The organism is Capnocytophaga haemolytica (assembly GCF_001553545.1).
In the GTDB taxonomy this organism is placed as follows: domain Bacteria; phylum Bacteroidota; class Bacteroidia; order Flavobacteriales; family Flavobacteriaceae; genus Capnocytophaga; species Capnocytophaga haemolytica.
Genome location: NZ_CP014227.1, coordinates 2,348,148 through 2,363,780 on the forward strand (window position 1 = coordinate 2,348,148; position 15,633 = coordinate 2,363,780).

The window sequence follows — 15,633 nt, forward strand, 5'->3', positions numbered from 1 at the left end:
AGAGGCGGTAATAATAGCAAAGCCCGAAGGTTAGATTTAGTACCTTCGGGCTTTGCTATTGTTGTAATTCCTGATCTACTCTAAGGTAAGTAAGTATTTTTCAGCGTCTAAGGCAGCCATACATCCTGAACCTGCGGCTGTGATCGCTTGTCGGTAACGCGTATCAGCAGCATCACCCGCTACAAATACGCCCGCTACATTCGTAAGTGAGGTGCCTGCCACATTCTTAATATAACCGACCTCATCCAAAGTGATATACTCCTTAAAGACATCCGTATTAGGCTTATGCCCGATGGCTACGAAGAAGCCTGTAACAGGGATTTCCTTTACCTCATTCGTTTGATTATTGCGCACCTTGATAGCGGTAACTACTTGTCCATCACCTAATATTTCTTCGGTTTCGGTATTGAATAATACTTCTATTTTATCATTTTTAAGCACGCGCTCTTTCATAATCTGCGATGCACGGAACTCATCGCGGCGTATGAGCATTGTTACCTTTGCACATATATTTGCCAAGTAGAGTGCCTCTTCACAAGCCGAGTCGCCCGCCCCTACGATGGCTACCTGCTGATTGCGGTAGAAAAAGCCATCGCAAACGGCACACGCCGATACACCACCACCTGTGCTGAGATAATGTTGCTCAGAGGGCAAGCCCAAATACTTAGCTGATGCCCCTGTGGCGATAATCACAGCATCGGCGTGGAGCTCTTTAGTGTCGTCAATCCATACCTTATGAGGATGTGCTGAAAAGTCGACTTTAGTAACCCAGCCATTGCGGATTTCAGCCCCAAAGCGTTCAGCTTGCTTCTGTAAATCCATCATTAGTTCGGTACCCATAATGCCATTGGGGTAACCAGGGAAGTTTTCCACCTCGTTGGTAGTAGTAAGCTGTCCACCAGGTTGCCCACCTTGGTATAAGACAGGAGCGAGGTTAGCGCGCGAAGCGTAGATAGCTGCAGTGTAACCTGCTGGTCCTGAGCCTATAATTAGGCATTTTACTTTTTCGATATCTGCCATAATGTTTCTCGTTTTTAATATTAATTTTGCAAAGGTACGAAAAAAAATGCATATCTCAAAGCGCGAAAGTTATCAAGTTTTCCGATAGGTTCATTTGTAAAGTTTATGGGAGATCAAAATCAGTTGTTGTACTGAGGGTCTTCTTCTCCGATAGGTGTCCGTTATCGGTTCGATATGAATGGTGGACTTTTAGCCTTTTCAAAGGATGAAAAAATGAGTCTCTTTTGGAAAAGTGGATGGGTGGAGCAATTTTTCTCTAAAAATATTTCATTTTTGACTCGTGATAAGTATTCTTATAATTATTTGATATTCATATACATATATGTCTATTTTTCATTTTAACAAAATTTTATCACTACAAAAAGTGTAAAGTTTTAGTTTTTTTGCGTTGTATTTTGTGAAAAACTCTTACATTTGCACTTTGCATAAGAAGAATATGTACAGATATTTTTACACCATATTGATACTATTAGCGGTGCAGGTGGCATCGGCGCAGCAACACGAGATTGGGATCTTCGCAGGAGGAAGTAACCCTATTTCGGACATTGGTAGAGGTTATTACGTACTGCCCAACCGTCCAGCGGTGGGAGGTGTGTACAAGTGGAATTTCCACGAGCGTATGTCGGTTCGCGTACAGCTTACGGGCACACAGCTCTATGGCAACGATCGCCAGTCGGACATTGCGGGCAAACGCAAGCGCGACTTCTCGTTCAAGACGGACGTCACAGAAATGATGACTGGGGTGGAGTTCCATTTCAGGGAGTACCGAATCGAGCACTTGATCGACCGTCCGTGGACACCTTATGTGTTTGTGGGCATTGGCGGCTTTTGGCACGATGATTTGTACTTCGACAACACCACTGCCAAGCCATTGGAAGCCGAGAATACCACAAGGCGCGAGTTTGACGCAATGCTTCCCGTTGCCTTAGGTATTAAGAAGAAGATCACTCAGCGGCTTATCTTGGCGGGTGAAGTGGGTTTTCGCTACACGCTTACCAACAATGTTGATGGGAATGCGCCAACGCATCAAGGCTTTATGTTTGGCAACTTAGGCAGGAGCTATGATTGGTATACAATGGTAGGGGCTTCACTGACGTATACTTTCTGGGAAGCACCTTGTTATTGTAAGCGAAGATAAGATGGCTGAAGAGTTGATAAACAAGCCACGGCATATTGCCATCATAATGGACGGCAATGGGCGTTGGGCGAAGCAGCAAGGGATGCTCAGGGCATTTGGACACGAGCGCGGTGTGCGTACGGTGCGTGAGGTAGTGGAATACTGTGTAGAACACGAGATTCCATACCTGACGCTTTATGCGTTTTCTACTGAGAACTGGAATCGCCCTGCCTTGGAAGTGAAAGCCCTGATGGAGTTGCTGGTAAAGTTCCTGAAGAAAGAGGCTGATGAGCTCGACAAAAACAATGTACGCTTGGGGGCTATTGGCAGTTTGGAGCGTTTCCCTGAGAAGGTGCGCGAGGTGTTGCTCAGCACTATCGATCGCTTGAAGCACAACACAGGCACTACCCTTACGCTGGCACTGAGCTATGGTGCCCGTGAGGAACTCGTGCAGGCCACGCGGCGCATTGCTGAGGAAGTGAAAAGCGGCAAACTCAATACTGAGGCTGTAGATGAGCGACTGGTGCAACGCTATTTGTACACAGCCGATTTGCCCGATGTGGACTTGCTTATTCGCACCAGCGGTGAGCAGCGCATTAGCAACTTCTTGCTGTGGCAGATTGCATACGCCGAGCTTTATTTTGCAGAAGTGCTCTGGCCAGAGTTTACTAAGGAACACCTAAAAGAAGCATTATTAAACTATCAAAAGAGAGAGAGACGATTTGGAAAAACCAGTGAACAACTTAAATAGAACTATGTTGAAAAAAATTGTATTTATGGCACTGCTGGCAATCACAAGCCTTGTCAGTGCACAAGAGGACGAAGATAGAGTATCATTAGGACAAGGAAAGAAATATACCATCGGAGGTATTGAAGTTACTGGTGCCAAACGCTTTAATGAACAAACTATCCTGACTACCACAGGGCTGAAAGTAGGCGATGTGATTGAAATACCGAGTGAGAAGTTCAGCGCGGTTATTCACAAGCTATGGAGCTATAAGTTGTTCAGCGATATTAACATCTACATCAAGCGCGTGGAGGGCGATACCGTCTTCCTTGAATTAGCGATTAAAGAGACACCTTCACTCATCAATGTGAGCATCAAAGGGGTGCGTGAGAAGAAAGCTGAAGCCCTCATAAAGGAGTTGGAGCTGAAGAAAGGGACTACTAAGGTGAATGAGAACCTCATCGCCAATACGAAGAATTACATCACAAATAAGTATCGCAAAGAAGGGTACCTCAATACTAAGGTAAACGTTGATACTAAGATAGATACCACCGATGCGAACGGGGTGGATATGCTTATCTTTATAGATAAAGGCAACAAAGTAAAAGTAGATGAAATAGCCTTTGAGGGCAACCAGAAGTACAGCGATAGGAAGCTGCGCCGTAAGCTGAAGAAGACTAAGCAGCGCGCTTTTGGTCGCTTTTGGAAACGCTCGAAGTATGTGAAGAAGGACTATGATGAGGACTTGACTTCAATGGTTGATTTCTACAAAGAGAACGGCTATCGCGATGCACGCATCGTCAATGATACCCTTATAAAGGATAAGGACGGCAATGTGAGCTTAAAGATAGCTTTGGAAGAGGGAAAGCGTTATTACTTTGGCGACATCCGCTTCTTGGGAAACTCGGTGTACAACGACCGTACGCTGAACCAAGTGCTTGGCATCAAAAAAGGTGATGTGTACAATGGCGTACTACTGAAAAAGCGTATCCAAGACCAGAGTAAACCTGATGCTGACGATATTACCAACCTTTACCAGAACAGCGGTTACCTCTTCTCGCAGATACACCCTGTGGAGACTTCGGTAGTGAACGACACTATCAATTTTGAAATACGTGTGGTGGAGGGTAAGCCTGCGTATTTTAACAATATATCGGTAAAAGGAAACGAGAAAACCAACGACTATGTGATTTACCGCGAACTGAGAACACGCCCTGGGTATTTGTACAGCAAAGATGCCGTGGTGCGTACGGTGCGCGAACTAGGGCAGATGCAGCTTTTTGATGCGCAGAACATCAATCCTGAGTTTAAGAATGCTGACCCGAATGCAGGTACGGTAGATATTGAATATAACTTGAAAGAAACAGGCTCCAGCCAAGTGCAGTTGCAAGGGGGCTACGGAGGTGGATCGTTCATCGGTACGCTGGCACTCTCGTTCAACAACTTCTCAATGAGGAACTTATTCAACCGTAAGGCATATACCCCTGTGCCTATGGGCGATGGGCAATCGTTTTCGGTGAGCTTCCAAATGAGTAGGTATTACCGCACCTATGGGTTCTCATTTACAGAGCCTTGGCTCGGTGGGAAGCAGCCTGTACAGTTCTCTGTATCGCTAAGCCGCACCGAACAGTTTGGCTACAACTACCGCACTTACGACGTAGATAGAAGTAAGCGTGTGAATATCACTAGCGTGAGTGTAGGCTTGGCAAAGCGATTGCGAATCCCTGATGATTACTTCCAGATAGCACATACATTGAGTTATCAGCTCTATGACCTGCGTGATTATCCGAACTTAGGGTTATTCACCTTTAAAGATGGTAGCTCTAACTCATTGGCGTACACCATAGCCTTATCGCGTAATTCTAGCGGTCCGAACCCTATCTACCCAATGAGCGGTAGCAGTTTTACCATCAGCGCTAAGCTCACTCCTCCGTACTCAATGTTCAACGGAGTAGATTACAGCAAGCTACTTGACGAACGCGACCAAGCGGTGAAGGATGAAAACTCAACCCGTATTGCACAGATAGATCAAGAGCGTTTCCGTTGGTTAGAGTTTTATAAATTGAAGTTTACCTCAGCGTGGTACACCAATATATACAGCAAGTTCGTACTGAAATTCGGTGCTGACTTTGGTTACCTCGGGGCATATAACAAGGATAGGGGTATTGTACCTTTTGAGCGCTTCTTTATGGGAGGCGATGGGTTAGGCTATTACTCAATGGATAGCCGCGAGAACATCCAGATGCGTGGGTATGAGAATTACGCCCTCTCAGGCGATGGTGGGGAGAATGTATTTAACAAATTCTCGTTGGAATTGCGTTACCCCATCACCCTGAAGCCAATGGCATCTATCTACGGGTTGGCATTTGCTGAAGGTGGGAATGTGTACAACGGCTTAGAGAACTTTAACCCCTTCCAAATCAAGCGTTCAGCAGGTTTAGGGCTAAGGCTCTTTATGCCAGCCTTCGGTATGCTGGGGATCGATTTTGGCTACGGATTTGACAATCCTGCCAACAGCAATAACCGCAGTGGATGGCAAACACACTTTATTTTTGGTCAGCAATTTTAACGTTTGGCACGATTTTTTCATTACGAAAAATATGTGCTAAGAGCTAACATAGATTTTATGAGAAAATTACATTGTCTATTATTAGTACTCTTAGGAGTTGTCGCAGCGGGTTACGCACAGAAGCCCTCACGCATTGGCTACGTCGATATGGATTACATCTTGGCGAACTTGGAGGACTACAAGGTGGCGAGCCAACAGTTTGCCTTGCAAGTAGAGCAATGGCAGGCAGAGATTGAGAAACGTGCCGAGAAGATAAAGACCGAAAAGGAGAAGTTAGAGGCTGAGAAACCCCTGCTCACCCCTGAACTTATCAAGGATAAAGAGGAGGAGATAGCCCTCTTGGAGTACAATCTCAACGCTTATAAAGAGAAGAAATTCAACGCTGAGAATGGGGAGTATATCACACAGAAGTTTATGCTCGCCAAGCCTATTCAAGATCAGATTTTCAACATTGCTCAAGAGATAGGCAAGATGCGCAAGTACGACTTTATTTTTGAGAAAAGCCAAGCTACGATGCTCTTTTCAGCGGGACAGCACAATTTGAGTAAGGTAGTGCTTAGGGCGTTGAAGAAAAAGGATAATGCTGAAGATAGAAATAAGAATATGGCTGACCTGCTGAAAGAAAGCTATGACTTTGAGTTTGTAGAAGAACGTGTGAAACGCCGTCAGGAAGCAGAAAAAGCACGCAAAGAGCGTCAAGCACAATACGAGCAAGAACGTGTACGCCGCACTGAGGAAATGAAAGCACAGCGTGAGCAGCTCAACAAGAAGCGCGAAGAGCAACGTCTGCAACGCCAAAAGGAAACCGCTGAAAAGCAACAGAAATTACAGCAAGACCGCGAGGCATTGCAAGCTCAACGCCAAAAAGAAGCCCAAGAGCGTATGCAGAAGATGCAACAGGACAGAGAGGCACTCAAAGCACAGCGCGAGAAAGAGAATGCTGAACGACTGCAAAAAGCGCAAGAGCAGCGCGAAGCCCTCAAAGCTCAGCGTGAAAAGGAAAATGCGGAGCGCATACAGAAGATGCAGCAAGAACGTGAAGCCCTAAAAGCCCAACGCGAGAAAGAAGCTGCTGAGCGCGCTCAGAAAGCACAAGAACAAAAGGCTAAAACAGAAGCCGAGACCAAAAAGTAACTTTTAATAAATTAATTATAAAGAAGATGATGAGAAACATTAGAACAATGATGATCGCTGTAGCTCTATTTTTCGGAGCTATGTCCGCAGCTACTGCACAAGTGAAAATCGCCCACATTGATGTGCAAAAACTTTTAGAAGAAATGCCTGAACGCAAATCAGTAGAGGCTCAACTCAAGAAGGTAGAGCAAAGCTATATGAACGATATCCAAGCAGCTGTAAAGGAATTACAAGCACGTGCAGAGAAATACCAAAAAGAAGCAGCAGCACTTAGTGAAGCTGAACTGAAGAAACGTGAAGCTGAATTCCTTAAAAAGTCAGAAGAAATTCAGACTATGGAAGCTAATATCCGTCAATCACAACAAACCGCAGCTCAGAAGCTACAAGAAAAACAAAAAGAACTCGTTGAACCTCTTTTGAAGAAAGTAAAATCATCTATTGAGAAGATTGCTAAATCAAAAGGCTTCCAATATGTATTGGATTCAAGTGCAGGCTCAAGTGTGATTGTAGCTACTGGCGACGACCTTTACAGTGCTGTTAAGAAAGACTTAGGCTTTTAATTGTAATCATATTTATAGATTTTATTGTTGAAAAAAGTGTCTGCTACAAACGGACACTTTTTTTGTATATACCGTTAATACCACAGCTAAATGAAAAATGAGAACCCTATTGGGCTGTTTGACTCGGGCGTAGGAGGCACTACGATATGGCGTGAGGTAGTAACCCTAATGCCTTGTGAGAATACGCTTTTTCTGGCAGATAGTGCCAATGCCCCTTATGGAGAGAAATCAAAAGAGGAAATCACCCGCCTGAGTGATGTGAACACACAATACCTATTAGACCACGGAGCTAAGATTATCGTAGTGGCTTGCAATACGGCTACTACAGCAGCTATTTCTTACCTGAGAGCGAAGTATAAACAAGTGCCCTTTATTGGGATAGAACCTGCTATCAAGCCTGCCAGCCTGAACAGTAAGAGCAAAAAGATAGGTGTGCTGGCTACCCGCAGTACCCTTGCGAGCGACCTCTTTGCCAAGACCAGCAACCAGATGGCTGAGGAAGAAGAAGTGCAGATCATTGAGCGCGTAGGTGAGGGCTTGGTAGACCTCATCGAAAGTGGACAAATCAATAGCCCTAAGATGACTGAGCTACTGCGCCAATACCTCCTGCCAATGGTAGCTGAGGGAATAGATTATTTGGTGCTCGGCTGCACCCACTATCCTTATCTTTTGCCTCAGATAAAAGCCATATTACCACCTCATATCGAAGTGATTGACTCAGGCTATGCCGTAGCCAAACAGACGCGCAACGTCCTACAACAGCGCGATTTACTCACTAAGCACACCTCACAAGGTAGGCATACGTGGCTTACCAGCGGCAAAGTAGAGATACTCAAAGGGTTTGCCCCTGACTTTGTGGAGATAAGGAAGATAGAAAGTAGAAGGGCAGAAGTTAGAAATTAGAAAGCAGAAGTTAGAAATTAGAAAGCAGAAGTTAGAAGATAGAAGAGTAGAAAAAGAGAAGCGTAGATACTTTTATACGCTTCTCTTTTTTATTTACTGTTCTCTGACTGCTGACTTCTGACTACTGACTTCTACTTCTTAGGTATCCTTATGTAGTAGGTTTTGCCATCCTCGTTATCTAACTTTTTATCGCGCAGCCAAGGGTTATAGAGCTTCAAATCTTTGTAAGTGATGTTTTGGCTTTTCGCAAAGTCGGTAAGGTTGCTAATCGTACTATCCACCATCACGTTGGTGGTAGGCAGCTCATTGTACAGATGCTTCTTGTCAAAGATAAACCCATACTTCTTAGGGTGCTTCATTATCTCCTTCATCGCCAGAATGCGAAACACATAGCGCGAAGTCTCCGTGCTGAGCCACAGATCGTAATAGTTCTTCGTCTGCTGGAAAGTAGCTTGGGTATTGACCCCCGTCATCCCTGCGTTGTATGCTGCCGCCGCCATCGTCCAGCTGCCTGTGATGCGCTTTGCCTTGTTGAAATAATCGCAAGCAGCCTGGGTAGCCTTCTCTAAGTGATAGCGCTCGTCCACCTGGTCAGTTACCTCCAAGTTATACTCTTTGGCTGCGGGACGCATAAACTGCCAAAAACCACTCGCCCCCGAAGGTGAAACCGCATTGGTAAGGCTGCTTTCAATCACTGCGAGGTACTTGAAATCATCAGGGATATTATTGCGCCTCAGTATAGGCTCGATGATAGGAAAGTACTTATTGGCGCGCTTTAAGATAAGCAGCGTATTGGATTGCCAATAAGTGTTCACCGTAAACTCACGATCGGCGCGCTCGTATATGTCAGGGTCTTCGAGCGGCACGGGCTCACCTGCGAAGTCAAGTTTTTCGGGAATATCTAACGCATACACCCGATAATCGCTTTCAAAACTTCCCTTGTGATGCTCTGTTGTTGACTCAGCAATAGCGGCTTGGGCATCTGCCTGCTCGTAGATATTGTTGTCGGGCTTAGAGACTGACATCGCATTGACCAAAAAGCCCGACGTGAGCACAATCACAGCGGCAACACCTATCTTTCTTATAGTTTTTTTCATAGTTCATTCATTATTGCGGGGCAAAGGTACGACTTTTTTATGATTTATAAGCTATTTTTCACGATTATTTTGCATTTCAGTATAAAAATCAGTTGGGAGGCAAAGCTGTATAAGGGTTATTACGCATATAAACTATAACAAATACCTTTTTTAGATGCTATTTCTACGTTGTTGTACATACACAGGATTTAGACGAGTCTAAAAAGGAGCTGACTCCATCCGTACTGGTACCGTACTGATACCGTATCTAATCCGTATTGATCTCGTTAGAAAATTTTTCTAAATTGGTAGGTGAGTTTTTGCTTATTTTGTGAGAGAGCATTAACTATGTTTTAGAGGAGTTGTTTGCGTAGGCTGTTTTATTTCTTAAAATATACTATTCAAAAGAAAGCAAAAAGAAAGGTAAGTGTGTAAGATAAAGCATTTTAAGGTAAGGAGTAAAAATTATTTCGAAAATTCTTCATTTATTATTTGGAGATTTAAGGATTTAACTGTAATTTTGTAGCGTTTTTTGATAAGTTCATAATTTAAACCGATATTATATGAAGTTTTTAAAGAAAATTGCCTTGATAGTGTTAATGATGCTGTCAGTGGCAGTCTTCGGGCAAAAACCGAAGATACGTATTATTGCAACGGGCGGAACGATTGCAGGGGTCAGCAAGTCGAACACAGAGTCGAATTACAAGGCTGGAGAGCTCGGTATCTATCAGTTGTTGGAGGCTGTGCCTGAGGTGAAGAACTTGGCAGAGGTCAGCGGTGAGCAGTTAGTGAAGATAGGTTCGCAGGATATGAACGACGAGGTGTGGCTCAAACTCGCCAAGCGTATCAATGAACTACTTAACAAGGAAGGCTATGACGGGGTGGTGATCACTCACGGCACCGACACTATGGAAGAAACTTCGTACTTCCTGAACCTCACTGTGCACAGTGCTAAGCCTGTGGTGTTGGTGGGTGCTATGCGTCCTTCCACAGGGATGAGTGCCGACGGACCGCTGAACCTCTACAATGCGGTAGCCGTAGCAGCTGATAAGAACGCTGCTGGCAGAGGGGTAATGGTGTGTATGAACGACATTGTGCTCGACGGTAAGGATGTGATCAAGACCAACACTACGGCTGTGGAAACCTTTAAGGGGGCTAACTATGGCGAGTTAGCTTATATTCACAATGGGAAGCCTTTCTTTAACCGTCGTCCTGAGCAGAAGCACACCGTGAACTCTGAGTTTGATGTAGACAACCTGAAATCGCTGCCTAAGGTAGGGATCGTGTACAGCTATTCCAATGCCTCTGAATTGCCACTAAAAGCCTTTGTAGACGCAAAGTACAATGGGGTGGTGTTTGCGGGAGTTGGCAATGGCAATCTCTATCATACGCTCTTTGATATGGCTATTAAGGCACAACAAAAGGGCATACAGATTGTTCGTGCTTCGCGTGTGCCCACAGGGGCTACTACCCTTGATGCTGAGGTAGATGACGCAAAATACCACTTCGTGGCTTCACAAGCATTGAATCCACAGAAAGCACGCGTTCTGCTGATGCTTGCCCTTACCAAAACTAAAGATTGGCAGCAAATACAGAAGTATTTTAATGAATATTAATTTTTTAGGGGTCAGGGATCAGCTTTCAGGGGTCAGCCAGTGGCTCACCATAGTTTACTACCATCGTGCTATCTGAAAGCTGACAGCTGACACCTCAAACCTGAATATTATGAAAAAGATATTATTATTGGCAGTAACCCTCCTTATGGGAGGAGCTGCCGCAGCACAAGAAGGTTGGCAAGAGGGCAATCCTCTGCAAGGGCAACTCGATAGCCTCAAGGCACAGATTAGTAAGTTTAACTTGTACTTTAACTTCCAATCGAGTTTTGATGTGATAGTGCCTGACAAGGGCGATACTGAGGCTAATTTTAGGGCACGACAGTTGCGCCTTGAGATGCGTGGCAATATCACTGACCAGATATTCTACCGTTTCCGCCATAGGCTGAACAAGTCGAATGCGGGTATGGACTTGGACAATTTAGCTAAGGCTACCGACATTATGTATGCAGGTTTTCACCTCAATGACCAATTCACCCTTACCGCAGGGAAGATGTGCCAAGCGTGGGGTGGCTTTGAGTTTGACCTCAATCCGATGAACATCTATGAGTACTCTGACTTTGTAGATCATATGGATAACTTTATGCTTGGAGCGATGTTTACCTACGCCCCTAATGCGAGCCACGAGTTTAACTTGCAGATTACGGATGTGAGGAATGACAAGTTTGAAAACCTTTATGCAGGAAGCTCTTTTGAGAAAAGCCGTAGCCCGCTGACTTACATTGTCAATTGGAATGGTAATCTCTTTGACAATGTACTGCAAACGCGTTGGGCTTGGGGTTTACAGCAAGAGGCTAAGAACAAAGCGAACTTAATGCTCACCTTGGGTACAAGGCTGAACTTGCCAAAGTTCCAAATGTTCTTTGACTATATGCGTGCCGATGAGAGTTTGGATAGGCTTCGTTATGCCTCAACATATGGTGGTACTGCTCCTACTTACTTAGAGAAGACCACCTACAATTCATTCATCTTAAAGGCTGAATATCAACCTGCGGAACAGTGGAATGTCTTCGTAAAGGGTATGTACGAAACTGCTGATGCAGACAATGGCAAGTTGCCCACAGGCGTGTACAACAACCAGCGCAAGTCCTACGGGTATTATGCAGGGGTAGAGTATATCCCTTTCAAAGACCAAGATTTGCGGTTCTTCTTTGCGTATGTAGGGCGTAAGTTTGAATATAAGCAAGGAGATGGTAATGCTACCAATCGCTTTAGCTTAGGGATGATGTATAGGATTAAAGCGTTTTAGTGATTAATGATTAATGATCAATGATTAATGTGCTAACGCACAGTAAAAAGTATTGAAGATTACTGTAACACATAGCCGATTAAGTCAATTCTCCACGCCATTGAGCGTGGAGAATTACTGTGTGTTTGCCTTTCAGGGGGTGGGCTTATTTGCTGTCGATGCGGTGGAGTTTGCCTACGCGGGCAATACGCTGCTGTTCCTCTCACCTTATCAACACTTTCAATGGAAAGGAGGCAGCGATGCCACAGTGAGTCTATTGCAGTTTCACGGCGACTTCTACTGCATTGAATATCACAAGAAAGAGGTTGCCTGCAATGGGCTGCTCTTCAATGCGATCTTCTTAACCCCACATATAGAGGCAAGCGAGGCTACTTTTGCAGAGATTGAGCATATATTGCAGCGCATTGAGGCAGAGAGCAATACCCACGAGGCTTATTCGGAGGCAGTACTGAAATCGTATTTGCAGCTCATCTTAGCCCTATCGAGCAAGGAGAAGAGTATGCAGCTCACGGAAGCCCCAAAAGAGGTGTCGCACCAGTTGGTAGCTGACTTTCAGGGGTTGCTCAACACCCATTTTGTAAGGGAGCGCGGCGTGCAGTACTATGCCGAAGCACTGCACCTACAAACGGACACTTTCAGCAAGCGTATTAAGAGCCTCACGGGCAAATCGCCCACGAAACTCATACAGGAGCGCGTGGTGCTCGAGGCTAAGAAGCTGCTACACCTCACCCATAAGTCCATCAAGGAAGTAGCCTTTGAGCTTAACTTCGAAGATGAGTTCTATTTCAGCAGATTTTTTAAGAAAACCGTGGGTTTATCGCCCAAACACTTCCGCGAGCGCGTGGGTATCTCCATTGTGGCTGTGTAGCGTGGCGGATTTGTCTATGAGAATGACGTTTTTATCCATTTGTCAGTCTGCGAAAAGGTAGTAATTTTGCGCCCTGAAAAACATCATTAATATTTAACATCAATAGTATGCAGAAATTATTACATTTTTTGGCTAATGGCGATCGCTGTTTTGTAAATTACATCCGTGTGGCGATCTTTATTGTTATGGCTTGGATTGGCGGACTTAAAGTATGCCAATACGAGGCGGACGGCATTGTTCCTTTTGTGACCAATAGCCCTTTTATGAACTTCTTCTATCATAATTCAGGCAAGACTGCCATCGATGAGAAGGGCGTTACAGGCACTGTGATCAATGGGCAGTCGAACGCTGTGGGTAAGGAAGTAGCACAGTACAAGCTCCACAAAAATCCTGAGGGCAAGATGGTGAAAGCCAATATCGAGTGGCATAAAGAGAACGGCACTTACGCTTTTTCGTACGGTTTGGGTGCTTTTATATGCCTTATCGGGCTTTTGACATTGCTCGGGATATGGTCGCCTAAGATTGGCGTTGTCGGCGGCTTGCTCACCTTCGGAATGAGCATCGTAACGCTCTCTTTTTTGATCACTACCCCCGAGGTATATGTGCCTAACTTAGGTGGTGATATGCCTACCCCACACTATGGCTTCCCTTACCTCTCAGGAGCAGGGCGATTGGTGCTCAAGGACATCATAATGTCCGCAGGAGGGCTGATAGCTGCCTCAGAGGCTGCACGAAGGCTGCTCAAAGCAAAGCAAGCGTAGAGAATATATAACGCATTGAATTACAAAGTAATTAAACTCAATCTTTTTCATATGAATAAGAGCCACTCAGCGATGGGTGGCTCTTTTTTTTTGATAAAAACTTGCTGTGTTTAGCCTGTTTTTCATATCTTTGCGTGATCTTAGGTAGATGAAGAGGTTTTTTTGCAATATGGAGCAAGCACTTGATATACTCAAAAAGTACTGGGGCTACGAGGCTTTCCGAAGCCCACAGGACGCTATTATTCAATCGGTATTAGATGGGAAAGATACCCTTGCGCTAATGCCTACGGGTGGGGGAAAATCGGTAAGCTTTCAAGTCCCTGCTTTATTAAGAGAGGGCATCTGTATTGTTGTTTCGCCCTTAGTAGCGCTAATGACCGACCAAGTAGAAGCCTTAAAGCGCCGAGATATCAGAGCGTTATCACTTGCAGGAGGCCTTTCACACAACGACTTAGAACGCTTGCTGGGAAACGCCCTTTACGGCAATTACAAATTCCTATACCTTTCTCCAGAGCGCTTACAGCAAGAAACAGTTCGTGAGGCTATAAGACAGATGAACGTCAACCTCATTGCTATCGACGAGGCACACTGTGTATCGCACTGGGGCAAAGATTTTCGCCCTGCTTACTTAGAGTGTAAGTGGCTTAAAGAAACCTTTCCAGCAGTGCCAATGCTTGCCCTGACAGCCTCAGCAACCCCAAAAGTACAGAAAGACATTATCGCAGCACTCACAATGCAGGAGCCTCACATCATCACCACTTCACTACAACGTCGCAATATCAGTTACGAAGTGATGGAAGTAGAAGATAAACTTTTCCACTTACTACAAACTTTAAAACTACAAAAGGGAAGTGCTATCATATACCTTAGGAGTCGTAGCGGTACTGTACAAATGGCTAATTTCTTAGAAGGACAGGGCATTTCAGCGACTTTTTTCCACGGAGGACTTACCGCTGATGAGAAAAACAAAAAGCTCGGGATGTGGATCACTGGCGACATAAGAGTAATGGTTGCCACCAACGCTTTTGGTATGGGAATCGATAAGCCCGATGTGCGCACGGTCGTACATTGGGATATTCCTTCTACCCTTGAAGATTACTTCCAAGAAGCGGGGCGTGCAGGGCGCGATGGCAAGCCATCAACAGCTGTTCTGTTCTACAATGAGCTTGACCTTAAGACTTCTGAACAGCAACTGCATAATAACCTCGTTGACCTCCCCTATTTGAAATACATCTACAGCAGGCTGAATGCTTACTTTGTGATAGCCATCGGTGAGGGCGAAGAACAGACTTTCGGCTTGCTCTTTCCTGAGCTCTGCAAGCGGTATAACCTACAAGCACAAAAAGCGTACAATGCGCTGCTGGTATTGGATCGCTGCTCGGTAATCTCGCTATCGGAGAACTTTCATCACCGATCGTCATTGTTTTTCAAGATAGAAAGTTTCCAGCTAATGGAGTACCTGAAAGCACACAGCCACTTGAAAGATCTCGTGCTTTACCTGATACGGAGCTTTACAGGCATCTACAACAGACCTATTTCACTGAGGATAGAAGCGTTAGCAGAGCAGCTACACCTAAATTACAAAACGGTTATCGAGCAATTAGAACAACTGCAAAAGGATGACGTTGCTGAGTTTGTAAACAAAGAAGCTGACTTAGAGCTCACCTTCAGAGTGCCCCGCGACGACGATCGCACCATAGATGCCATCGCAAAAAGCGTCAGAGAGTACAACCACACGAAAACAACTCTCCAAATGGCTGTTTATGATTATATTAACAACGAAAGCGAATGTCGAAGTATGCAATTGTTGCGGTATTTCGGGCAAAATGACCTTACCCCTTGTGGCAGATGCAGCGTTTGTCAGAAAAAGCACGCTAAGGGGTATCTCCGCAGCGAAGAAGCCTCGCAATGAGCAAAGTAGCACACTGCAAACACAAGGTTTCTGCAAATAAACACAAAAAATAACTCCAAACACTTGCTATTCGGAGAAAAAGTCGTATATTTGGCACGCAAAAACACCTTCGCCAGCACATCAC

The 15,633-nt window shown here is 44.9% G+C and carries 13 protein-coding genes; 11 read left to right on the forward strand and 2 right to left on the reverse strand.

Annotated features, from left to right (window positions below):
• Positions 1-75: 75 nt before the first annotated feature.
• The gene (trxB, locus tag AXF12_RS10425) at positions 76-1,020 is read right to left on the reverse strand and encodes a thioredoxin-disulfide reductase (protein ID WP_066430914.1); all 945 of its coding nucleotides are present in this window, start codon (positions 1,018-1,020) and stop codon (positions 76-78) included.
• A 436-nt stretch (positions 1,021-1,456) separates the two neighbouring features.
• On the opposite strand from trxB, the gene porG reads away from it, so the two are divergent.
• The 6 genes from porG to murI all read left to right on the forward strand — a co-directional run bounded on the left by porG (position 1,457) and on the right by murI (position 8,030).
• Entirely contained in the window at positions 1,457-2,158 is a 702-nt protein-coding gene (gene porG / locus AXF12_RS10430; RefSeq protein ID WP_066430915.1) for a type IX secretion system protein PorG, read from the forward strand.
• Position 2,159: 1 nt separating this feature from the next.
• On the forward strand, positions 2,160-2,888 hold the full coding sequence (locus AXF12_RS10435; RefSeq protein ID WP_066430919.1) for an isoprenyl transferase: 729 nt from the start codon (positions 2,160-2,162) through the stop codon (positions 2,886-2,888).
• 4 nt (positions 2,889-2,892) lie between these two features.
• Positions 2,893-5,433 (forward strand): outer membrane protein assembly factor BamA, encoded by a 2,541-nt coding sequence (bamA, locus tag AXF12_RS10440; protein WP_066430921.1) that lies wholly within the window; start codon positions 2,893-2,895, stop codon positions 5,431-5,433.
• A 57-nt stretch (positions 5,434-5,490) separates the two neighbouring features.
• Positions 5,491-6,567: an OmpH/Skp family outer membrane protein gene (locus AXF12_RS10445; RefSeq protein WP_066430923.1), complete on the forward strand. Its 1,077-nt coding sequence runs from the start codon at positions 5,491-5,493 to the stop codon at positions 6,565-6,567.
• Positions 6,568-6,593: 26 nt separating this feature from the next.
• Positions 6,594-7,127 (forward strand): OmpH/Skp family outer membrane protein, encoded by a 534-nt coding sequence (locus tag AXF12_RS10450; protein ID WP_066430924.1) that lies wholly within the window; start codon positions 6,594-6,596, stop codon positions 7,125-7,127.
• A 90-nt stretch (positions 7,128-7,217) separates the two neighbouring features.
• Positions 7,218-8,030: a glutamate racemase gene (gene murI, locus AXF12_RS10455; protein ID WP_066430926.1), complete on the forward strand. Its 813-nt coding sequence runs from the start codon at positions 7,218-7,220 to the stop codon at positions 8,028-8,030.
• Positions 8,031-8,161: 131 nt separating this feature from the next.
• Here the strand turns inward: murI and AXF12_RS10460 are convergent, their stop codons facing one another.
• On the reverse strand, positions 8,162-9,127 hold the full coding sequence (locus tag AXF12_RS10460) for a lytic transglycosylase domain-containing protein (RefSeq protein WP_066430928.1): 966 nt from the start codon (positions 9,125-9,127) through the stop codon (positions 8,162-8,164).
• 542 nt (positions 9,128-9,669) lie between these two features.
• Here AXF12_RS10460 and ansB point away from each other — a divergent pair.
• The 5 genes from ansB (at position 9,670) to AXF12_RS10485 (ending at position 15,509) form a co-directional block, all read left to right on the forward strand.
• A complete protein-coding gene (ansB, locus tag AXF12_RS10465; RefSeq protein ID WP_066430931.1) occupies positions 9,670-10,722 on the forward strand; it encodes an L-asparaginase 2 in 1,053 nt (350 codons plus the stop codon).
• A gap of 109 nt (positions 10,723-10,831) precedes the next feature.
• Positions 10,832-11,968, forward strand: a complete 1,137-nt coding sequence (locus AXF12_RS10470) for a porin (RefSeq protein ID WP_066430932.1) — start codon at positions 10,832-10,834, stop codon at positions 11,966-11,968.
• Positions 11,969-12,020: 52 nt separating this feature from the next.
• Positions 12,021-12,836 carry a helix-turn-helix domain-containing protein gene (locus tag AXF12_RS10475; protein WP_066430936.1) on the forward strand — a complete coding sequence of 272 codons (816 nt, stop codon included), beginning with the start codon at positions 12,021-12,023 and terminating at the stop codon, positions 12,834-12,836.
• Between the two features lie 107 nt (positions 12,837-12,943).
• Positions 12,944-13,597, forward strand: coding sequence for a DUF417 family protein (locus AXF12_RS10480; RefSeq protein ID WP_066430938.1), 654 nt, complete (start codon positions 12,944-12,946; stop codon positions 13,595-13,597).
• A gap of 169 nt (positions 13,598-13,766) precedes the next feature.
• Entirely contained in the window at positions 13,767-15,509 is a 1,743-nt protein-coding gene (locus AXF12_RS10485) for a RecQ family ATP-dependent DNA helicase (RefSeq protein WP_074860895.1), read from the forward strand.
• Positions 15,510-15,633: the final 124 nt, after the last annotated feature.